At 37.3% G+C, this 22,202-nt stretch carries 23 protein-coding genes; 4 read left to right on the plus strand and 19 right to left on the minus strand.

From position 1 onward, the window contains the following. Positions 1-124: 124 nt before the first annotated feature. From GGQ92_RS15175 to prfA, 10 genes are all read right to left on the minus strand, one after another. The gene (locus GGQ92_RS15175; RefSeq protein ID WP_184250999.1) at positions 125-670 is read right to left on the minus strand and encodes a TIGR01440 family protein; all 546 of its coding nucleotides are present in this window, start codon (positions 668-670) and stop codon (positions 125-127) included. 3 nt (positions 671-673) lie between these two features. Continuing rightward, entirely contained in the window at positions 674-1,123 is a 450-nt protein-coding gene (rpiB, locus tag GGQ92_RS15180; RefSeq protein WP_184251001.1) for a ribose 5-phosphate isomerase B, read from the minus strand. A 90-nt stretch (positions 1,124-1,213) separates the two neighbouring features. Beyond that, entirely contained in the window at positions 1,214-2,500 is a 1,287-nt protein-coding gene (locus tag GGQ92_RS15185; protein WP_184251003.1) for a methyl-accepting chemotaxis protein, read from the minus strand. 31 nt (positions 2,501-2,531) lie between these two features. Next, positions 2,532-3,092 carry a low molecular weight protein arginine phosphatase gene (locus tag GGQ92_RS15190; protein WP_184251005.1) on the minus strand — a complete coding sequence of 187 codons (561 nt, stop codon included), beginning with the start codon at positions 3,090-3,092 and terminating at the stop codon, positions 2,532-2,534. Positions 3,093-3,133: 41 nt separating this feature from the next. Continuing rightward, complete coding sequence (locus GGQ92_RS15195; RefSeq protein ID WP_246384545.1) at positions 3,134-3,685, minus strand: manganese efflux pump MntP; 552 nt, start codon at positions 3,683-3,685, stop codon at positions 3,134-3,136. A 67-nt stretch (positions 3,686-3,752) separates the two neighbouring features. Further along, positions 3,753-4,766 (minus strand): L-threonylcarbamoyladenylate synthase, encoded by a 1,014-nt coding sequence (locus tag GGQ92_RS15200; protein ID WP_184251007.1) that lies wholly within the window; start codon positions 4,764-4,766, stop codon positions 3,753-3,755. A 241-nt stretch (positions 4,767-5,007) separates the two neighbouring features. Further along, a complete protein-coding gene (locus tag GGQ92_RS15205; protein WP_184251009.1) occupies positions 5,008-5,442 on the minus strand; it encodes a hypothetical protein in 435 nt (144 codons plus the stop codon). Positions 5,443-5,481: 39 nt separating this feature from the next. Then, positions 5,482-6,072, minus strand: a complete 591-nt coding sequence (gene spoIIR / locus GGQ92_RS15210; RefSeq protein ID WP_184251011.1) for a stage II sporulation protein R — start codon at positions 6,070-6,072, stop codon at positions 5,482-5,484. 112 nt (positions 6,073-6,184) lie between these two features. After that, positions 6,185-7,033: a peptide chain release factor N(5)-glutamine methyltransferase gene (gene prmC, locus GGQ92_RS15215; protein ID WP_184251013.1), complete on the minus strand. Its 849-nt coding sequence runs from the start codon at positions 7,031-7,033 to the stop codon at positions 6,185-6,187. A gap of 1 nt (position 7,034) precedes the next feature. After that, positions 7,035-8,105, minus strand: coding sequence for a peptide chain release factor 1 (prfA, locus tag GGQ92_RS15220; RefSeq protein ID WP_184251015.1), 1,071 nt, complete (start codon positions 8,103-8,105; stop codon positions 7,035-7,037). Between the two features lie 220 nt (positions 8,106-8,325). Between prfA and GGQ92_RS15225 the strand changes: the two genes are divergently transcribed. The 4 genes from GGQ92_RS15225 to GGQ92_RS15240 all read left to right on the plus strand — a co-directional run bounded on the left by GGQ92_RS15225 (position 8,326) and on the right by GGQ92_RS15240 (position 10,600). Beyond that, a complete protein-coding gene (locus GGQ92_RS15225; RefSeq protein WP_184251017.1) occupies positions 8,326-8,916 on the plus strand; it encodes a hypothetical protein in 591 nt (196 codons plus the stop codon). Positions 8,917-9,205: 289 nt separating this feature from the next. After that, positions 9,206-9,535, plus strand: a complete 330-nt coding sequence (locus GGQ92_RS15230) for a PadR family transcriptional regulator (RefSeq protein WP_184251019.1) — start codon at positions 9,206-9,208, stop codon at positions 9,533-9,535. Beyond that, positions 9,532-9,960, plus strand: a complete 429-nt coding sequence (locus GGQ92_RS15235; RefSeq protein WP_184251021.1) for a permease prefix domain 1-containing protein — start codon at positions 9,532-9,534, stop codon at positions 9,958-9,960. Before GGQ92_RS15230 ends, GGQ92_RS15235 begins: the two co-directional genes overlap by 4 nt. 1 nt (position 9,961) lies before the next feature. Further along, complete coding sequence (locus GGQ92_RS15240) at positions 9,962-10,600, plus strand: hypothetical protein (protein WP_184251023.1); 639 nt, start codon at positions 9,962-9,964, stop codon at positions 10,598-10,600. Between the two features lie 136 nt (positions 10,601-10,736). Here the strand turns inward: GGQ92_RS15240 and GGQ92_RS15245 are convergent, their stop codons facing one another. From GGQ92_RS15245 to GGQ92_RS15285, 9 genes are all read right to left on the minus strand, one after another. Then, on the minus strand, positions 10,737-12,575 hold the full coding sequence (locus GGQ92_RS15245; RefSeq protein ID WP_184251025.1) for a DUF2264 domain-containing protein: 1,839 nt from the start codon (positions 12,573-12,575) through the stop codon (positions 10,737-10,739). Then, positions 12,556-14,301, minus strand: a complete 1,746-nt coding sequence (locus GGQ92_RS15250; protein WP_184251027.1) for a heparinase II/III family protein — start codon at positions 14,299-14,301, stop codon at positions 12,556-12,558. Before GGQ92_RS15250 ends, GGQ92_RS15245 begins: the two co-directional genes overlap by 20 nt. Next, positions 14,302-15,897 carry an AraC family transcriptional regulator gene (locus GGQ92_RS15255; RefSeq protein WP_184251029.1) on the minus strand — a complete coding sequence of 532 codons (1,596 nt, stop codon included), beginning with the start codon at positions 15,895-15,897 and terminating at the stop codon, positions 14,302-14,304. Next, the gene (locus GGQ92_RS15260; protein ID WP_184251031.1) at positions 15,890-17,689 is read right to left on the minus strand and encodes a sensor histidine kinase; all 1,800 of its coding nucleotides are present in this window, start codon (positions 17,687-17,689) and stop codon (positions 15,890-15,892) included. Before GGQ92_RS15260 ends, GGQ92_RS15255 begins: the two co-directional genes overlap by 8 nt. 94 nt (positions 17,690-17,783) lie before the next feature. After that, a complete protein-coding gene (locus tag GGQ92_RS15265; RefSeq protein WP_184251041.1) occupies positions 17,784-19,172 on the minus strand; it encodes an extracellular solute-binding protein in 1,389 nt (462 codons plus the stop codon). 110 nt (positions 19,173-19,282) lie between these two features. Next, on the minus strand, positions 19,283-20,110 hold the full coding sequence (locus GGQ92_RS15270) for a carbohydrate ABC transporter permease (protein WP_184251043.1): 828 nt from the start codon (positions 20,108-20,110) through the stop codon (positions 19,283-19,285). A 14-nt stretch (positions 20,111-20,124) separates the two neighbouring features. Continuing rightward, positions 20,125-21,060 (minus strand): carbohydrate ABC transporter permease, encoded by a 936-nt coding sequence (locus GGQ92_RS15275; protein WP_184251045.1) that lies wholly within the window; start codon positions 21,058-21,060, stop codon positions 20,125-20,127. Further along, entirely contained in the window at positions 21,050-21,739 is a 690-nt protein-coding gene (locus GGQ92_RS15280; RefSeq protein WP_184251047.1) for a YesL family protein, read from the minus strand. Before GGQ92_RS15280 ends, GGQ92_RS15275 begins: the two co-directional genes overlap by 11 nt. A 253-nt stretch (positions 21,740-21,992) precedes the next feature. After that, the coding region (locus GGQ92_RS15285; protein ID WP_184251049.1) for a transposase at positions 21,993-22,202 on the minus strand (210 nt) is incomplete at its 5' end.

The raw sequence follows: 22,202 nt of genomic DNA on the forward strand, positions 1-22,202 counted from the left end.
TATTTTTCTTCATACTATAAAGATACCACAGTCATAAAGACTGTGGTAGAGCAAAAAACGACCCAGATTTTTATACTTTCTTATCTTTTAAAAAAGGAATAGTCAAATTGCGACTATTCCTCATTTATTCTGGATAAACCGCTCGGGGTCCGCCGATTAGTTTTGGTCGTGTTCTGGCATGAGTAACTCGTGCGTGTCCAATATATTTTTCAGAGAATCGTAAAGGTACTGCTACAGCTTTCAAATGCATACCTATCATCGTTTCGCCGATGTCTATTCCAGCGTCCGCCTGAACTGCTTCAACGACAGCAGGCTCGTCAAAATTATTATATGCATATTCTGCCATCGCTCCACCAGCTGTTCGGACTGGTCGGACTGCAACTGGCTCAAGCTGCTTTCGTTCCATGGTTGCTCTTTCCATAACAATCGCACGGTTTAAATGTTCACAGCACTGAAAACATAACGCCACACCAGTTTTTTCTTTAAGCCTCTGGAGCTCATCAAAGATAAACGCAGCGATATCCTCACTACCTGCTGTTCCGATTCTTTCGCCAGCAACTTCACTTGTTGAACAACCTATGATAAATAAATTTCCTTCTGCTAAATAACCAGAATCTATCCATTCATCCACAAGTGTTCTTAACTCTGTTCTCCATTGCTCTAGCTGCATTTATTACTCGCCTCGTTTATTTTCGTAATCTGCAACTTTTCCAATTCGATTTGCGTGGCGACCACCTTCAAACTCAACACCTAACCAAGTCTTTACGATTTCTAGCGCAAGTCCTGGTCCGATTACACGCTCACCTAGTGTAAGAACGTTGGAATCATTATGCTCACGAGTTGCCTTTGCACTAAATAAATCATGTACTAATGCTGCACGAACACCTTTTACTTTATTCGCAGCGATAGACATACCGATACCCGTACCACAAACAAGAATACCACGATCAAATTCGCCACTTGCAACACGTTCAGCTGCTGGGATTCCGTAATCCGGGTAGTCTACAGAAGTTTCACATCCGCAGCCAATATCTTCATATTCAATATTCAAGTCTTCTAGAAGTGAAGCGATTTCTTTAGCTAAATTTATTCCGCCATGATCCGATGCTAAAATAACTTTCATCTTTTATTAACTCCTTTGAATGTCATTTTTTCTGTCTCTTTCATAATAGCATGCTTTCAACCCTGCATAAAGTTATGACATTTCGTTACTTTATTTTAGCTTAAATTGATTAATTTTCATTTTCAAGTCATGTGTTTGATTCTCTAGGGAAATCGCCAAATTTTCGAGATTTTCGGCAAAATTCGCCTGTTCCTCAATCGTAGCTCTCATTTCCTCTGTACCAGCAGATGTTTCTTCCGCTATAGCTGCTACGTTTTGTGAATCTGAGTTCGTAGCTTCCATTTCTTGTAGCTGACGGTCGACAAGCTGTGAAATCTCCTTAATTTCTGCCGCTACCTCAAGTACAACGGTAGACATTTCTCCAATTGCCGTATTTGTTTGTTGGCCGTTCTTCACTTCATTGCGTGCTTCGTCTACTTGATTTCTCATACTATCTACTACGAGCTGTACATCTTTTTGCATGTCTTGAATTAAATCAGAAATTGTTTGCACTGCTTGGAAGCTTTGATCCGCTAACTTTCTTACTTCTTCCGCAACTACAGCAAAACCGCGTCCTTCTTCCCCTGCGCGAGATGCTTCGATGGATGCGTTTAATGCGAGAAGGTTCGTCTGTTCACTAATATCACCAACTAAAGAGATTACATTCTCTACCTCAGATGCTGTTTTAGATAAGCGCTCTACATCAAGTAATGCTTTATCTTGATTTTCAGCTAACTGATTTACACCATCTATTAACGCCGTAATTGCTTCTTTTGATTCGTTCAGTTGTTCCACCATCTCTGAAGATCTTTTTTGAGATTCTTCTGCTTTCTCATCTACTTGAGTAGCAAGAGTTGTAGAAATTTCAATTTTCTCTACTGTTTGCTGGATAGCATTCGATGTTTCCTCTGACCCTACTGAGATTTGCGAAACAGTTTCTTCTAAAATATCCGTTTGTTCCCTCGTTTTTAAAGCTGCCTGTTTCATATTTTGAACGGAGTCTGATGTTTCCGTCGCATGCCGATCAATATCAGTCAATATCATTTTCAATTGGTCAACCATTCGTTTGAAAGCTAACGTTAAAGCACTAATTTCATCTTGTCTGTCTGGTTCTTCGATATCATGATTCAAATCGCCATCCGCTATTTTCGTTGCTACATCGGTTAATTTTACAATAGGTTTCGTTATAAAACCTGCAAAGAAATAGGCCAAAATACCCGACCATATAACTCCTAGAAAAAGTACCACTAATACATACCAAAATTCAGAAAACGGGATAATTGATCTAATATACTCCTCTAAAAAATAAATGAACACTGCACTTGTCGCATATGTAACGAGTGCTAAAACCGTAGTAAATAATACAAGCCGGGTTCTGAGGCTGACTTTCTTTAACATATTCACTTTTCCTCCCTGGAAATAATAACTTTTACCTATCTCTATATTGCAACTTTTTCTCTAATAGTGCAAGATGCTTATGCAAATCTTCATATGTTTTTTTATATAGTGTGAGATTTCCGCCAAAGGGATCCGAAATATCAATGGAGTGAATATCTTTTTCCAGCTCAATAATCTTCGCTTTGATTGATTCATCTATCGTTCCGGTTTCAAGCTTTTTTGTTTCTAATTGTGCATATAGGGAGGTTAACTCGTTCCACTTTTCTTCAAAATCTGGCAACGCATATTCTTTTAACGCAAAAATAGTCGATGTATAGTGAGGATATTGTTGTTTTAACATATCGCGATGTTGCGTTGTCATTGTTAAAACTAAATCAGCCCAGTCCAATAACTCTTCGGTAACAGGCTGAGATGAATGTTCATACGTAATATTATTTTCACGGAGAATCTCCATTGTATGTGCTGATGCTGGAGCTCCGTACGAGGCAAAAATTCCGGCTGATTGTACGTTATGTTTTGTTCTAGCTTGAAACATAGCAGCCGCCATCGGACTTCGACATGTGTTTCCTGTACATACGAATAATATGTTCATCGTTGATTACCGCCTTTATTATCTTCTCATGCCCTATTATATTAGAAGAGTAAGAGTAAGCCAAATCCAAATAGGATTGAGCCTCCTATCACTTCACTGTATGCACCTAGCAAATGATTCGCTCTTCTTCCAATTAAAAGTGCTAGCCACGTTAAGCTGCATGTCACGATTCCAAAAATAATTAATATAAAGAAAGCAACAGCACCTGATAGGCCTAGTGACAAACCAACTGGGAAACTGTCCAAGCTGACGCTAATTGCGAACAGCACTAACCCAAACCCTGCTGGAGCTAATACTTGCTTTGATTTTTGCTGAAACGTTTGAAAAATCATTTGTGCTCCTATCCCACATAGTAATATTCCAGCTATTACGACAGCGATTCCTTCTAATTTCGTCGACATAAAGGAGCCTAAAATAATACCTATAAAAGGCATCAATACATGGAATATACCGACCGTAAATCCAATCAAAGCGATTCGTTTTAATCGTAATTGCTGTAGACCAAGAGCTAATCCTACTGAGAATGCATCCATTCCTAGTGCCAACGCCATCATAAATATAGTTGTAAAATCATTAAAATGTATTGTCGCCAAATTAAAAAGCCCCTTTCGCTGGACAAGCATTATTTTCATGCTTATGCATCAAAAGGGTAAATTATGTTTATTGGCGAATATATCCTGTCGCAGCTTTATCTAGACGATTCATAATTGCTTGTCCCATTCCTTTTCGAATATATGGTTGTGCAAAAATGATATCAACATCTGTCCCATCAAAAAAACGCAACCCATAGTATAAATGTTTTGCTATTTCCTTCAAATCCGAAATGGAACCACAAGCATAGCTCTCGTCTGCTTTCAGTAAGGAGCTCAGCTCATCACTTACAAGTATACCGACTTTGTTTCCTAACTGTTGCTCACGCTGTATTTGTTCTTGAAAAAAATTATGATCGCCTTCAATCATATATAGTGGTGCATTTGGTTCGTAGTGGTTATATTTCATACCTGGCGCTTTAGGGTGGGAATTCACTCGTGCACTATCTGATATGTCAACTTTTCCTATAGCTTGTTCGATCTCTTCTTGTGTCACACCGCCAGGCCTCAATATGATTGGTATTTCTCTTGTCATATCAATCACGGTAGATTCTACCCCTACTCCAGTCGCTCCTCCATCAAGGATCCCAGCAATTTTTCCATTTAAATCATGGTACACGTGATCTGCTGTCGTAGGACTAGGTTTGCCAGATTTGTTCGCGCTTGGTGCCGCAAGCGGTAATCGACATTCCTCCATTATTCTTCTTGCGATAGGATGATCGGGTATTCGAATACCAACAGTAGACAATCCTGCCGTTACATTCGTTGCGATTGTATCGTTCACTGGCAAAATTACCGTCAATGGACCCGGCATAAATGTGTTGATTAATACCTCTGCTTTAGCTGGTATATCTGTTACGTATTGTTGTATTTGCGATTTATCATGTACATGCACGATAAGCGGATTATCTGCAGGTCGACCTTTTGCTTTAAAAATTTTGGCCACTGCCGCTTCATTACGCGCATCTGCCCCTAATCCGTAAACTGTCTCTGTAGGAAATGCAACAACTTCGCCATTTCGCAACGTATTCGCTGCTTGCTTTAACTCTGCTTCTGTTGCTTTCCATCTAAATGTTTCTGTCATAAGTAACCCCTCTATTGTAAAACGTATCGTTGTGACATCATGTTATTTTCCTTATTATTATTCATTGTTAGCCAATGTTTTGCAAGTCTTCTAGTAATTTTTCATAAGAGAGGTTTATCTCAAACTAAACAGGTATCATGTCAGTAAAGTTAAAACTGTGGACAACGGGGATAACTCCCTCATCATCCACAGTTAACCCCCACATTATTCACAACACACTCACACTCTGTGGATAAAACAGCTATTTATCCACAACTAGTACCTTGTTTATCCACCAATTCCCTTGTTTCTCGTGGATAACCGGTGGATATGTTTTTTCGAAGTCTAGCTGTTTTAATAAATCATCTAGCGCTGGGGACGTACTGAGTATATATAATTCATCTGCGCCAAAATGGGCGGTTAATTTCTGAGCAGACTGAATAATGGACACCGGCAAGGTTATCGGTGCGTTCGTCTTCATCACAAACGCCCGCAACCAATATTTATTTTTATCAACAGGGAAAAGTGAGAAAAATGCTAATATCTCTGCTCCATCCTGTAAAAAGTATCCATGCTTCTTCTGCTCTTTGAAATCCGGCAAATCTACTTTATCACGGAAAAATGTTTTGAATTGATCCTTCGCTATTGTTTTCGTTGCTTTCAGTTGCATATCTCTTCCCACCTCTATCTTTTTCACTTGTTAACACACCTTATGATAGAGATAATAGATTTATGCTTATTGAAACCATTTTAAAAAGAAAAATGTGTATTCCACTTCTTCTTCCTCTGCTGGTTCTTCTTCTGGTTGCTCCACTTCTTCCTCCGCTTCTACCGATGTTCCAAATGAGAAGTCCAAGAAACAAAGTGGAGGAAAGACGACACACCACCAGTTCGCGCCTTGTCCCTCGCCAAGTGTAATCAATATCGCCTCATAGTCACCAGCAGGGTATAAATAATTGCCGTATAATTTTGTTGGAAATGTAACATTCTCATCATAATCTGCACTATAATTAATATTCTCTCCATTTTCCTCTAACACACGGCCGACAATTGCTTCGATCTCATCTATGTTGTCCTCAATTAAATTTCGTGCCTTTTCAATGTCGGTTAGTTCTTCTACCCATTCCGTTACTTCTTCATTAACGGCATCTCGTACTTTTCTCTTTAGTTCTTGGTCTTCTTCTCCATCGCTATTAGCTAATATCCGAAGACGTATTGCTTCATCCGGGATTACTTGTACATCTTCCTGTGTTTTCGTTTCTGCTTTTTGTGGATAAAAACCAATAAATAAAATAATGATTGCTAGAAATAAAATAAGCTTTCGCATGATTGAGTCCCCCTGTGATTTTCCATTAGTCACAGTGTGGCCACATGCGAAAACTTTTAAACTAGTAAAATATAAAAAAATAACTAGAATTCTTAACGAGCACCTATTTACCTTATTCTATCCATGCAAAAACTGTGCGATCTTTTCCATTAATATCTCGGAATACTTCTACTTTACTATTAGGGAAATGCTCAATAATAAGTTCGCGTACAACATTACCTTGTTGATAACCTATCTCGAATACGATCATTGCTTGAGGGTTTAGAATCTCTTTCGCCTGTTTCACGATGGCTTCATAAGCTGCCAATCCATCGTTGTCGGCGAACAATGCTAGATGTGGGTCAAAATCTCTCACTGTTTTAGAAAGGGTAATTGCCTCATCCTTTGCAATATAAGGGGGATTGGAAATAATGCAATCAACTTTGATCCCTTGTTCAATTAAAGGTTGTAGAAAATTCCCTTGTAGCCATTCGATCTCAGCACCATGTTTATCGGCATTTTTCTTAGCGATTTGCAATGCTTTGTCAGAAATATCGGTAGCATAAACATGTACGTTCGGTCGTTCAGATTTTAATGTTACCGCTATGACGCCACTGCCTGTGCCTACATCCACACATGTTAACGTATCGCTCGATAAATGATTCAACGCTTGTAACACGACCTCCTCCGTTTCTGGTCGTGGAATGAGAACGTGCGAGTTCACATTAAATTCTCGTCCAAAAAATTCTTCTTTACCCGTAATGTGCTGGACAGGTATGCCTGTTTCTACGTGTTGGTAAATAGCTTGTTTAAACTGTTGTTCCACTTCTAAAGAGAGCTCTTCACGCATTCGAACGAGATACTCTGTTTTACTTATATTAAGATAGTGCAAAAGTAAAATCTCCGCGACTTTTTCCTCTGCATCGTGTTCACGTAAAAAAGAAGAAGCCCACTGTTGAGCTTCATATAGTTTCATCGCCATTTTATTCACCTAATTGTTCCATCTTGTTCGTTTGCTCTTCGATAATTAATGCGTCAATGACCTCATCCAATTTCCCTTCCAAAATCTGATCAAGCTTCTGAATCGTCAATCCAATTCTGTGATCTGTTACACGGTTTTGTGGGAAGTTATAGGTACGTATCCTCTCAGAGCGATCTCCAGTACCTACTGCTGATTTTCTCGTTTGGTCATATTCTTGCTGTGCTTCTTGCTGAAACTTATCATAAATACGAGCTCGTAAAACCTTCATTGCTTTTTCTTTGTTTTTAATTTGCGACTTCTCATCTTGAATCGAAACTACAATACCAGTCGGAACGTGAGTAAGTCTAACAGCTGACATCGTAGTGTTTACACTTTGCCCTCCTGGACCACTAGATGCAAATGTATCGACACGAATATCTTTCTCGTGCACGTCTACTTCTACATCTTCCGCTTCTGGCATAACAACTACTGTAGCTGTAGATGTATGGATTCTTCCACCTGATTCTGTTTCCGGAACACGTTGAACACGGTGTGCGCCATTCTCATACTTTAACTTGGAATAAGCACCTTTCCCATTAATCATGAAAATGACTTCCTTAAATCCACCTACACCTGTTGTATTGGATTCCATTACATCAATTTTCCAACCTTGCGCTTCCGCGTAGCGTGTATACATTCTGTACAAGTCTCCAGCAAATAAAGCTGCTTCGTCCCCACCAGCTGCACCACGTACTTCCATAATAACGTTCTTGTCATCATTAGGATCTTTTGGTAAAAGTAAAATCTTCAACTCATCTTCTAATGTGTCTCTTCGATCTTCGAGTTCCGTGATTTCCATTTTCACCATTTCACGCATTTCTTCGTCTTGCTCTTCTTCAAGCATTTCCTTGGCGCCATCCAATTCTGTTACAACCGTTTTATATTCCCGGTATGCCGTAATAATATCTTGTAAATCGGACTGTTCCTTAGAATATTCTCTTAATTTTTTTGAATCATTTATTACTTCAGGATCACTTAATAATTCATTTAATTTATCGTATCGTGCTTCCAACGATTCTAATCGGTCTAACACGCAGTCCACCCTCTCTGCAGTAAAAAAATCAATATACATTATATTACCATAACGCGAACTGATTACAAAACATGGTCTATATTCTTTGGACACAAATTAAAGGATTATTGAAAAACTACCGTCTTAACATTTCCCTCCGTTTTATTTCTCCTAAATCGTGGAAGATGTGTGATATACCTCTTCCTTAGATGGTGAAATTGAATGATTTGGGGGTGTATTCATGTTTGGCTTATCCGATTTAGTTGGTCTCGTCATCTCTGCATTTATAATCTTCCCAACTGTCATTTTCTTAAGAGAGTTTGGATATATGATTTTTGGTTTCCTCGTCGGTGCAAAGAATAGTAGAATTACGCTAGGTTCTGGTCCTCGTGTTTTTAAAATTGGAAAATTGGACGTTCGTAAATACTCTCACCTCTATAGCTGGTTTTCATATGATGAATTGCGCAATACGAGTAAGTCCGCCTATGTACTTTTATATGCTGGCCCAATTATGATTAATGTAATTATTGGCCTACTAATTAATGCCCTCCTTGCGAATGATTATTTATCAGTCTATGAAACATTTTGGCACCGATTTGTATTCTATACATTTTTCTATGTATTATTTGATGCAGTCCCCATGAGAACGGCTAATGGTAAACCTAATAACGGCATGATTATTTATCAAATGATACGTTACGGAAAACGTACGGATTACAACCCAGAACCATTTCTCCCGTCAACTTTTGAAATGGAAAAGACCTATCAAAAAGAAATGGAGAAGGTAAAAAGAACAATTAAAGACTATAAGTCCGACAATGAAACGAATTGAACTAGTATCACAATATATCTAACAATCATTTTTTTCTACTAGGAATCCATAAGAATGTTACTATTTTAAATCATTCTTTATGAATTCCTTTTCGTTAAGCCATTTTTAACCATCTTCTTCAATCTCTGCTAGATACGATAAACTCCCTAAATCTCAATAAGCGGAAGGACCTTACTAATAAATAATCCATTTTGAAAAATTACCTTGACAGATAGAGTAATTATACATACAATTACTCTATCAGGTAGAACTATGTGTGATGGAGTACCTTACAGAGAGGAGGGAGATTTTGATCAGAAGTGACATCATCCGCGGACATCTAGATGCCATTATCTTAAGGTTAACCTTGGAAAAAGATCGTTATGGCTATGAAATATCAAAAGAGATTAGTCAACGGACAAATGAGCGTTTTGAAATAAAAGAAGCTACCTTGTATGCTGTATTTCAGCGATTAGAGAAAAGAGAATTAATTGAATCGTATTATGGCAGTGTGTCCAAAGGTGGTAAGAGGAAGTATTACCGTATTACTACTTTAGGGAAGGCCTATTTAAATGAAATGGTAAAAGAATGGGAAGAATTGAAGGAAATTATTGATATATTCTTGGAGGGATTCAATTGAAAAAGTTATCACAATATGTAAAGGATTTATTTAAAGATGTTCCAGATAGCGAGAAAAAAGAAGACGTAATGCAGGAGGTTCTTCAAAACTTGGAAGAGAAAACCTGGGACTTAATGGAGCAAGGCAAAGAAGAGGAAGACGCTATTAATAAGGTAATTGTTGAGTTTGGAGATATTGATGATTTGAAACGAGAGCTTGGAGCCTCAGTTGGTTCTTCTAACGAGTCAGCAAGTGATATATTAAAATCTAAGAAATTAAGCTTAGAATATTCCATTTGGGGTAGCTTGTTAATCATTGGACTATGTGTCTTTATCAACTTTTATTATTCACCACAAACTGTATGGTTCGTATATCCGACATTTGCGATTCTTTGGTGGCCGCTGAGTATGTACTACGTATGGTCAAAAGCTAAAAGAGGTAATTAATATGAAAAACATCGGCTTGCTTTTTGCTGTTTTAGGTAGCGGAGTAACCATCTCGTTTTTAGTTATGGTTAATTTAGTTACAAACTCCACTTACCTATGGTTTATTTATCCTGTACCCCTTTTACTAATGCTTCCAATTGGACTTTATAGCTTCTTCGAACAAAAACACACCTTGTTTTCTCTAATAGGGAGTATCGTTTTTCTCATCCAATTAGTTACAATTAATCTTATTCATACACCAAGTTATCCTTGGTTTTTATATGCTTTAGGACCAATTATGATGTGGCCAATTCTTAGTGTCCTTGGGAAAAGGAACAAAAACGTATTTGTGGCAAGCTCGATGAGTATGCTCTTTATTCTATATTACGTGGTATTAAACTTTTACATATCTCCTGGATACTTATGGTGTATTTTCCCCGCATTTGCGATTCTTTGGTGGCCATTGTCATTGTACCATGTTAAAAAGAAGTCTTATTTTGCCTTTTCCGTAAATGCGACAATTTTAATGAGTGTATTCTTTATTTGCATAAATGTATTATTCTCACCAAATACAATTTGGGCGGTTTATCCTATTTTTGCTGTATTGTGGTGGCCGCTGAGCATGTATTTTTATTACTATAAACGAAAACTAAACTACTAAGTGAGTTTGGATTTATGAAATAAGGACAACGTAGTATAAATGTGTTGTCCTTATTCTAGTTTTCTATGCCTTTCATTAATCAAACATTCTTTTGTTGGCTGGTCCGGTGCCTTCATATCTTAGGGATTCCAAGGTCCTAATTCATTAATATAGGTTGATTGAACGTAAAGACTGGTACATCTTTTTTCAGAAAAATAGTATCACCCTTTATAAAGGGGATTTCTTTCCATTCTGCTCCCTCGCCTCGCGCTGCCTGACCGTAAAATCCATGTACTAGTAGGTGCTTTCCTACCTCTAAACGGTGCTCTATCGTGGGGATTGCTGACTTTTTATATAGCAGATTCGTATTTGCATTAGGATGAATAATACGAGCCTTGCCCTTTTCCATTAGGTCGACAGCTCCAGATAATCCAGCATAAGTAGCTAGTCCATCCACATAGTTGGAGTGTTTCTTTCTAACAATATCTTCTGAACTTGTATTGATAGCGAAACCTCCATCAGCCACGTCTAAAGTTCTTCCCGTTTCTATTTCATGGATTCGTATATGCCATGGCAGTCCAGGTATGATCCATGTCTTGATTGTGACATTCGCCCAAGGGCTCCACTTAAAATAAAGGAATTTGTCTGTTATCTCGCGTTCCTCCACTTTTCGTTTGACACGATAAAGATTATCCTGTTCACTTACAGCAAGCATCGAATCGTAGGCGCCTTGTTCCAGCCCCCATTCTGAACGAGAGACACTGAAGCCAAAGTGATTGGAATAAACGAATTTCTCATATTTCGCAGCGACATGAACTTGCTCATTTGTATGCAGACTTCCTGTATGGAAAGCTGCAACATGATTGGATTCCCTATCCCGTTCAATTGCAAAATACGGTGCACCCTGTATCTTACGTTGTTCTAAGTGAGGCAGCTCTTCTTCGTCTTCCTGCCAAAATGGAGACTTTTCATCCATCGCAAGAATCAACATCGTTTTCAATGCCCAATACGGTGAACCTGGTGCATTATAATTCTCTGCCATTAATAGATTCGGATAATGATAGCCAACAGAGAGTGTGCCATCTGGCTGAAAAATGTCTTGCTTTATCCAATAACGTAAATTTCTTAGTATCAAACCTTTCACAACACCCGGGCGAAAAACATCTACTTCCGCAAAGGCTAATGCACTCCAAAATGCTGACTGCGCAAAACGATACGTCAAGCTTCTACCATATGGAAGAGCAGATCCGTCTTCACCAAACCAATAAATAAAGTCCTCCGCAAAACGAGCAGCTCTTTTCTTATATTTAGTCGAACGCTCTACATCTTCATCCTCCATTATTTTTGCGTAAAACAAGCAAAAGTAATGAATCGCCATTGGTGTATAGTAATCAACATGTGCAGTTATTTCTCCATCTTTATACCAGCCATTACCTATATAAAATGCTTCTAGACGATCAAGCTTACTATCAAGCACGGATTGACTATAGGTAGCACCAACGTTTTTAAGGCCGATATTAACCATAACGACGAATAATATCCAATTGCTATCAGGTGTTTTATGTTCGTTAGCTTGTAAAAGCCAGTTGGTTAGATTGCTTTTTTCTACATCGGATAAAGGTTCCCACATTTTCTCCGGTGCAAGGCACAACCCATAGCCAATAGCTGCCATTTCGACAATTCGCTGGTCAAAATCATGGATTTCTCCCCAATATTCCTCATGCTCTGGGTTGGTGCCATTCTTTATTCCAGTTAGATGCTGCTCCCACAATTCCGGCGCTTTATCGGACATTAATAAAGGAACAGCTCCCCATAAAATCCGGGAAAACCCTTCTATTCCAGAAACAAATTCCGAATGTCCTGCTAAGGCTCCTTTAGGTAGCAGGAGAGCTTTCCCCTCACTGTAATAAGGAGTTAATTTCGTCCATAAATCAATGACAAACTGTTCTACATCATCTTTCGTTAATAATGGATTTTCACTCATCGTAGATGTCATGTGTTATCGTCTCCCCCAATTGAAATTGTGCTTGAAACAAAAACTGCTTTGGTACTTCCTTCATTTCTATTTCTAATATTAGTACACTTTGATTTTCACCAAAATGATTACTATATACTTCTCTATTTACTTTCATTTCTCCTGCCATAGGTAAAAATCTAATTTCAAGACCATCCATTTTTAGACCGTTTTCTGTTCGCTCGTACGGTAAATCAGCTAGAACAAATCGTTCTGTCAGCCTATTACTAGATTGTTGAAAATAGAAGTCATCTTCCACTAGCAAACTAGGAAATTTGTATTTTTCCCATCTGAATGTCCGATTCATCCTTTTCAATCCGCTAGAAGGGTAAACACTTGTCATATCAAGTTTCCATTTGTCCACGCTATTTGTTAATTCGTGCTTCACTATTTCTGCTTTATATGCTTGACCTACTCCTTGCTCTACACCATTAATCTGTGGTATCGAGTGACCTCTAGCCGCATTCGACAAAAATGAATATCTATGTTCATTAAAATAATCTTTACTATATACACCTGCACCTAAGTCCTTACAATATGTCTCTCCATTTGCAAAAAGTACGAAGTGACCGATATCTAGATGGTTATGTGGCTCGTCGTTATGCCCGCCTTTGGCTGCAAAAGCAAACGTATTTCCATCCGTTTTGTGCCTTGAAATGAATAGTTGTGAATCTTGTAGTAGCCAGCTCCGTCCAGACCAGACACTCCCTTTCTTATCTGATTCATACCATAACAATTCTCTAAAGGCAGGCGCCCACCTACCACAATGATCAATAATTTCCTCTTCTGCTAATCTTCTAGATGGTACGTGTATGTTAGGTATCTTGGTGGATAAAAAATGTGTAAATCCTAATAATGGATATGCTTTCGCCTGAGCATCGGAGAAATTCACCGTATTATTTTCAGCTAGGAAGATTTTTTGTTGAAAGGAAGCAAGCATTTTTACCTTGTCTTTAGACCAATAAGACGTTTTCGTTCCAAGTACTCGCTCATATAATTCTAGAAAATAAACAAAATAACCGAACCCATATTTCCAATAATTATATCCTTCTGTACAAGCTCCATCTTCTCCAATACCAGATAAATAACTGTCCATCGCAGCAAAAATTCTTTTGAAAAGTTGATCTCGCTCTTTACTGTCTTCCATAATATATAGAGCGGCACTACCTATCGAGCCCGCACATACCGAAGCCCAATTATGGTTTGCTGTCTCCCAGTGATACGGACCGTTTTCGATAAAATTTCGGATTACTCGCTTGTTAATTTCATGTTTCATCTGATCGATTAGGAACGGATTCAAGTCATCGAAGAGAGCAATCATCTCCGCAAGCGTAAAAGCAGTTTCTGCGGCGAATAAATCAATTGTATACTTTCTCTCTGCTGAGTTATCTGTTTTATATTCCCTACTTTCATCGATATGAGCAGGTAAACACCAAGTGAACTCTTGTAGTATTTGCCATATCTCCTCTTCTAACTGTTGTAAATAGTAACCCTCTTTTGGATATAGAGCATGAAGCAAACCATAGGCTGCTAAACGTTTTCTACGCGCAAAATATTTCTTTTCAAATTGTTGTCGATCACCACTTTGCTGGAACAGTATAAAGTCATGAAATGTTGGTGATGGCATCTTTGATGTTTCGATTGTTTGAAAAATATGAGCGATCCATTTCTTTGTTAGTGGGTCATTTTTATCGATGGTTATCGTCATTTAAGCTTCACCTATTCCGGTTAATACTTTTGTGCGATATTCTAATGGGGTGTAACCTGTGTAACGCTTGAAAATTTTAATAAAATAACTTTGATTATCATAACCGAGCTGTTCACTTATGCTACCTACAGGGGAATCAGACAGCTCAAGCAGTTCTTTTGCACGTTCCATTTTCTGTTGTTTCACATAGTCAATAAACGTAATGCCTACTTCTTTTTTAAACAATCTACTAAAATAGCTAGGATTTAAATATAAGTAATCTGCTACCTCATCTAGTGAAAATTTGGTGTCAATGTGTTTCGATACATAATAACAAGCATTCAATATGTCTTTATTTGTCGTTGTTCCTTCGTTACTAGATAAAGCTAGATGAACAAATTGAATAAAATAATCTTCAATTTCGTGGATACTCGTCATTAGCAGCATGTCTTTTTGGATAAAATCAGATGAATGAGAGGACGAGCTAAAGTTGATTCCTCTTGTCTTCATCCTCCAGTCTAAAATCATTCGAATATAAAATTCCTTTACGATTTCGGCGTCAATTTGCTTCATAAAACAAGACAAGCGGAACTCTTCCATTTGACCACAAAGCTTTTCAGTATCCTTTCGATAGATCGCTTGCCTCATCTTCTCAGTGACGGACTGAAAATACTCCATATCTATGTTGCTTTTTTTATTTAATATCGCTTCTTCTTTTATGTCTTCCATACTATTAAGTGGTATATAGAATATCTGTAAACGATTATGTAGAAGCCTAACACATTGATCTTTCAACCCTTCAACGTTCGTGCTCTTTCCAAGAATAAACGAAATTTGCACATGTAAATACCGATTTATCTCATCTGTGATGGTACGTAATAGATTTCTCAGTTCCGTAAAATTATCTACCTTAATCGAATTCGAGCTTTCAAATAATAGGAATCCTTTATTATCCTCATAATGTATAAATGTAAATGTATCATCTGTTTCATTTTGAATATCTTTAATGATATTTTGTATAGCAAATAAAAGGGTTTCTTCCGATCCGTATTGTTTTTCAGCAAGATAAAAATGATTAATAAGAAATAAAACTGGGATATAATTGCCTTGTTTCAACCTGCTCAACATTTGATTGGATGCACCTTGAATATATTGCTTGAACATTTGTTGCTCCTCTAAGTCAGCGTGTTTACGTGCCTTAAATTGAAGTGTTGCATATTCTTTTGTCTTCTGTTCATCCTTCTCTAGTCTGTCTTTACATTTAAATAGAATATGCTTAAGTTCTTCTAAATCGAATGTCTCTTTGAGGAAATAATCTTGTACGTTTAATTTTAATGCTTGCTGCGCAAATGAAAATTCATCATGGCAGGAAATAATTGCAACCTGTAAATGTTCATTTATTTGTTTTAGTCGTCTAGTCAATTCTATTCCATCCATTTTCGGCATGCCGATATCCGTAATTAAAATATCAGGCATCATTTTTTGAGCCGCTTCGAACGCAGTTAGACCATTTTCATACAGTCCGATTAATTGAAAGCCTAATTGCTCCCATGGTATTGCTTCACTCAAATATTCCACCATCGGGTAATCATCATCGACAAGCATCACTTTATACACCATTATCCCTCCTTGCTGGAATTTGAATAACAACTCGGGTTCCCATATTTTCTTCACTCTCAATCGAAATCTTTGTATCCGACTTATAACTTAGCCTCAACCTTTCATACACGTTAGCCAATCCTATACTGGAAAAGCTATGATGTGATTTCTCCGTAAAAATGTTTTCTCCAATCGATTCGGTTAGCTTCGTTAACGTTTCTCGATTCATTCCTCGTCCATTGTCAGATATCATCACCTGCATCGATTCTCCATTCATTGTCGCTTCCATGGAGATGACACCCTCTCCTTGTTGCAGACCATGAATGATAGCGTTCTCAATTATTGGTTGAAAAATAAACCTCGGAACGAAAATCGTTTCTGCTTCCTTTTCAATATCCGTTATCCAAACAATCTTGTTCCTCTGTCGCTTATTCATTAACGTAATATAGTCCTGAATTAACTCCATCTCTTCTTTCAATAGAATCATCTCGTTGGTACTCCCAATCGTCGCTCTTAACAATTTGGATAGAGACATTAGCATTTGAGCACTTTCCATATCATTTGCTTTCATAGATGTCATTCGTATCGAATTTAGCACATTAAATAAAAAATGAGGATTAATTTGTGATTGTAACATAGCTAGCTCCGCATGTCGCTTCCTAATCTCTGTCTGTTTCACCTCTTCAAACATTTCATTCAATCGAATAATCATTTGGTTAAAGGATGAAGCTAACTGGCCAACCTCGTCTCTACTCTTAACATCTACCCGAAATGATAAATCACCTTGTTGTACCTTTTGTACACTTGTATTCAATTCTTTTAAAGGATACGTAATACGATTCATTAATACAACTAGAATAATAAAGAATAGAACGAAAGACATAAAGAGAAGGAAAAACACATTAGAAAAGATTGAGTTAATATTTTGTGTTGCTTCTTTATACGGAATAATAGAAACCAGTTTCCAATTGTTTACAGGGAATTGAGTCATCGTCACTAATTGCTCTTCCTCGTTCCATTGGATAGTCTGTGACATATTTTTAGCTTCCAATTGTTGACCAAAGGGTAATGATTTATTGATCATCGCCTCATTAGAAGACGATATAATGTCGTTAGTTTGATCTATTAACATAATTGTTTCGTTTTTTGCTTGGTTGTCAAGAACATTGCGAATCTTTGTTTCTAATATCGTGACGATGACATAGCCATAGATTTCTTGATTTACGTCCCTTAATGTCCGAGCCATTGAAACCTGATAAGGATGGTCTACACGATCATAAGCAAAAACCGTTGGCTCTGCTCCTACCCATAAGGAACGATACCCTGACAACGATTGTAACTGCTCCATCCACTCTGTCTGAAAATAGTTTTGAGGATGATAATCATAAATAGCATAATTCGTATAGTAGGCACCATTTTGCAATAGAATCGTAACAAAAGACTTTTCACCAAGTAAAGTAATGTTTTCAATCGTTTTTCGTATCGACTTATCCTCCATATAACTCTCATAATCTTGAGGAGAGTTATTAGGTGGTTCCTTAGATTTTTGTTTTAAAATCGTATTTAATTCGGTATCAAATTGAACAAAATTCGTTACGTTTATCATATCGTCAAATAAATTCGAAACATTTTCCTCTACTAAGCTTAGCTCTTTTTGCGCATTCGTAATCGCCTGCTCTTCCACTGCATCTCGTGTCAAATAGCTGTAAACACTTAAACAAATAAGCACAGGTAAACCTACACATAAAAAGGAGGCAAGGAATATTTTTGAACGAAAAGAAGGAGACATGAATCTCCGATAATTCACCATGAACATCACTCCTTTGAGTAAACGCTGTATTAGGCAGGAACAATCGGGATTGAAGTCCCCTTCTATTTATTTTACGGTTTTCCTTACTTAAAATCTATTGGTTGTTTGCTACAATCTCTTCTGCCTTTTCGTGCATCGACTGTACGGTCTCCTCAACGTTCTGTTCTTCATAAATTAATTTCTCATATTCATCGTTAACCATTTGATAGATTTCCGCTTGATATGGAACTGGAGGTATTAACTTAGATGCTTTCGCATTTTTAAGCACATCGATTAAAGCTTCTTTATCTACTTTTTCTGGACTACTTGTGTCAGATAAAATTGTATCAATAACATTCTCTAGTTCACTATCGTCTACGCCATTCCAAGATGGTATGTTTTTCCCTTGGATTACTTGACCTTCTGTTGTATACCACCGGATAAATGTATACGCCTCTTCTTTTAATTCAGAGTTAGCTGCAACAGCCATATAATCTGTTGTAACTGGCGTATATCCACCTTCATCATCAGCTTCATTTTTTGGATAAGGTGCGATACCTACATTAAATTCTAGCGGGAATTGATCCGTACCTCCTAGTTCTGTATTCATCCAACTCCCAATTAACACTAAGCTTGCATCTTGGTTAAAAAATGTATCACGATAATGCAAATTTTGAGACATAATATCGGTATACGGTGTTGCTGATTGGTCTTCCTTTTCCATTTGCCATCTTAATTCTAATGTTTTTTGGAACATAGGGTCTTCGAAATTGGAAGATCCATCTGCTTTCACAAATTCTGTTTCTTCTGGCTTACTCGCCAATGCTAGTTTCATATATTCCATCCATCCACCGTTTTGCGGACCGTGGAAGAATGTGCCGTAGTGGTCATCTGTTGTCAATTGCTTCGCATAATCTGCAAATTCATCCCATGTCCAATCCGTTGGCATATCAAGCCCTGCTGATTCTAAATGATCTTTGTTAACAAGCACATACCACGGATTGAATTTCCCAGGAAGAGCATAATATTGATCATCTAGAATCGTATTTACTTTATATTCTTCCGCTACATCAAATCCTTCTTCTTCTATAAACTCATCAATCGGTGCGACCATACCTAAATCTACTCGCTCTGCATAGGAAGCTGGATCACTAAACATAAGCACATCCATTTGTTCTCCAGATGAAGCCGCTAAATCTAGTTTTTGCAATGCCTCATTGGTATCTCCTTTTTCACTAAGGATAATCAGATCAACGTCAATATTCGGATGCTCTTCTTCAAAAGCTGCAATCGTATCGGACCAGCTATAGCTCGCTTCATTTCCGTGTGTATGAAACTTAATCGTAACTTTTTCTTCCTCACTTGCTTCGGTTTCTTCTGTTTCTGGAGAGGCACTTGTTTCATCCGTACTGTCGTTACTTTCACTGCTTTCCTCCGCATTACACCCAATTAATACAATAGATAATAACAGGAAACTAATTAATATGAAGATTTGTTTTCTCACCCTACATACCCCCTGATTATTTTTGAAAGCACTTTCAATTTAGATTCTAACAAATTAAAGTACCTAGCTTATGCGCCTATTTTTACCTTTGACATCACTTTTTTGACTTATTAGCCTTTCACACCACCAAGAGCAATACCATCAATAACATGCTTTTGACCTAAAATAAAGACAATTAGTAATGGTAAAATTGCTGACACAGCTGCCGCCATAATAAGTGTATAAAAGCTACCATTAATTGTTGTAAACTTCTGCATCGCCAATTGAATCGTATAAAGCGCGTCTGTTCTTAGAAATATTAATGGATTTTGATAATCATTCCACGTCCATATAAATCGGAGTATAGCATAAGTTGCTACTGCAGGTTTTACAATTGGCAACGATATTTTCCAAAATATCCGCCAATGACCTGCTCCATCTATCTTAGCTGCGTCTATAAAATCATTATGGATCCCCATAAAAAACTGCCGTAGCATAAACGTACCTAAGACACTAAAACTACCTAACAAAATTAAACCTAAATGGCTATCAAACAAACCAATATAACGATAAAGTATAAATTGTGGTACAAGGCTTGCTTGAGGTGGAACCATGTACGTTGCAAGGACGATAAGAAATAACCAGGCGCTCGCACGAAACTTCACCTTTGAAAATCCGTATGCTGCTAGCGCAGAAACAACGACAGATAACAAGGTAGTAATAACCGCAACTTTAATAGAGTTCCAATAGTACAGATAAAAAGGATGGTCGCCAAACCAAACTTCTTGATAGTTACTTACGAAGTTCCACCGTGATGGTATCCATTCAATTGGGAACTTAAATACGTCTGCTTCAATTTTCATAGAGGTTGATAACATCCAGACAAACGGAAGCAAGAAAGCAATACTACAAAAGAACAAGATGAACGTTGTTAACATTTTCTTTAAATTGAATTTCATCTACTTCACCCACCTTAGTAATTGACCCATTTCTTTTGACTAATCCACTGTAAAATTGTAATCGTAAAAACGATAAGAAATAAGACAACTGCGATTGCAGAAGCGTAACCTATTTCTAAATTGAGAAATGCCATATCATACAAATGCCAAACGAGCATCGTCGTTGAATTAAGTGGACCACCTTGTGTTAAGACAGCAATTAGGTCAAAGACTTTAAACGTAGCAATAATTCCGGTAATTAATAAAAAGAACGATGTTGGAGAAATAACCGGAAAGGTAATATTAGAAAACTTGTGCCACGCATTAGCACCATCCATATCTGCTGCCTCGTATAATTCCTTCGGTATCGATTGTAATCCCGCGATATAAACGATGAGATTAAAACCAATCGAAATCCAAATATGAATGATCATAACCGATAATAATGCAAAATTCGGATCAGATATCCATGTCGGTGGATTCTCAATTCCAAACGACATTAACACTTGATTAATTGGACCTTGGGACGGGTGAAATAATACTTGCCATACGACAGCGATAGCAACAACACTTGATATATATGGCATAAAAAAAGCTACTTTAAAATAACTTTTGAAATACGTATATTTATCAATCAGAATAGCAAGTACAAGTGAGATAATCATTGTGGTTGGCACTGTTAACATAAAAACAGCATTATTGATCACAGATTTAATAAATTTTTCGTCTTCCCATAAACCTTGAAAATTTTGAAAACCAACCCACTTTAAATTGTCAATTGATTGAACAAATTTCCAATCAGCAAATGCTAAAATAAATGTGGCTACAATAGGGAATAGAACAATAACCGACACACCAATTAGCATCGGAGTAACGAATAAAAAACCTGCAATCGTTTCTCTCCTTTTCGATGCATTCTTTTGTTTTTTTCTTATGTTTGTTTTTGTTTCTATTGATGGATTACTCGGCATACGTTGTGCCTCCTTTATTCGTTAAAGTCGTTGCTACAGGATAAGTTTTCGTTGCAAGATGCTGCTGGTAGTTCTTCTCGGTCTTTCTTACAAGATGTCTTGAAAAACTAACAACGATAAACGTAGAAACACTACCTGCAAATAAAATGCCTACCGCTGGGATAACGGCGCTAATAAAAAGAAAGCTGGTGACCGATAAAAACATCCAACCTGTTTGAAACGGATATCGCGCAGTTACGTGAATGGCACCCTTAATTTGAACAATCAAATTATGTTCAGTTTGAGAGAGAAGAAAAAACATATGAAGAAATACTCCCATTGATAAGATTAGAACCGTAGTGCTACTTCCTAATAGAAGGTAAAACAGTATTCCATTTAAATTTTGGACAAGCGCAAAATCAATATATAAAAATATACCGACAAGGATGAATAGTACACACATCCCATTACTTTTTATAAAGTGTTGCTTGTAAAGTCTACAAAATTCACGGAAGACCGATGTAATATCCTCGCCACTTTGCCATCGATGAATAATCGTGTACATGGCAATAATTGATGGGAAGAATCCAAATATACCAAGACCTAATAAGGTGAAAAGACTGGCGATTATATTTAAATAAGCTAGCCGATAAATCCATTCACAAATTTTAAAAATGCCTCCAGTTGTACTCCATTCCATTTCCGCGCCTCCTTTCATCCTCATTTTAAGCGTTTGTATTTATGAGAAATAGCATTTTTTTTACCTTTAACGAATGTATTTTTACCTATTCTCCGCTTGTACGTGAAAAAAGAGACAGTGCTATCACTGCCTCTTTTCATACGGTTATCATGAATTAGTTCTATTTTAATTTAGTTGAGTCAATTTCATAATTGCTCTTTTAAAAAATACAAAGACCTTCAGAATTTCCAAAATGTATTTTTAAAAACAGAAATCATGCAGCTTGTTGCTGATTTATTTGTGCATTAATACGGTCTGCGGCTAGCTTTGAAGCATTGTAAACAAGTGTAACCATGTCAAAATGAATTTTTGCACGTTTCCCAGTACGATAACGAACATTGTTAAGCTGAAAGAATTCCTTGAGATACGCATTAACCCGTTCAACAGCGGTACGGCGTTTAAAAATGGTTTTCCAAGCCTGAGA

This window comes from Gracilibacillus halotolerans (genome assembly GCF_014206945.1).
GTDB lineage: Bacteria > Bacillota > Bacilli > Bacillales > Amphibacillaceae > Gracilibacillus > Gracilibacillus halotolerans.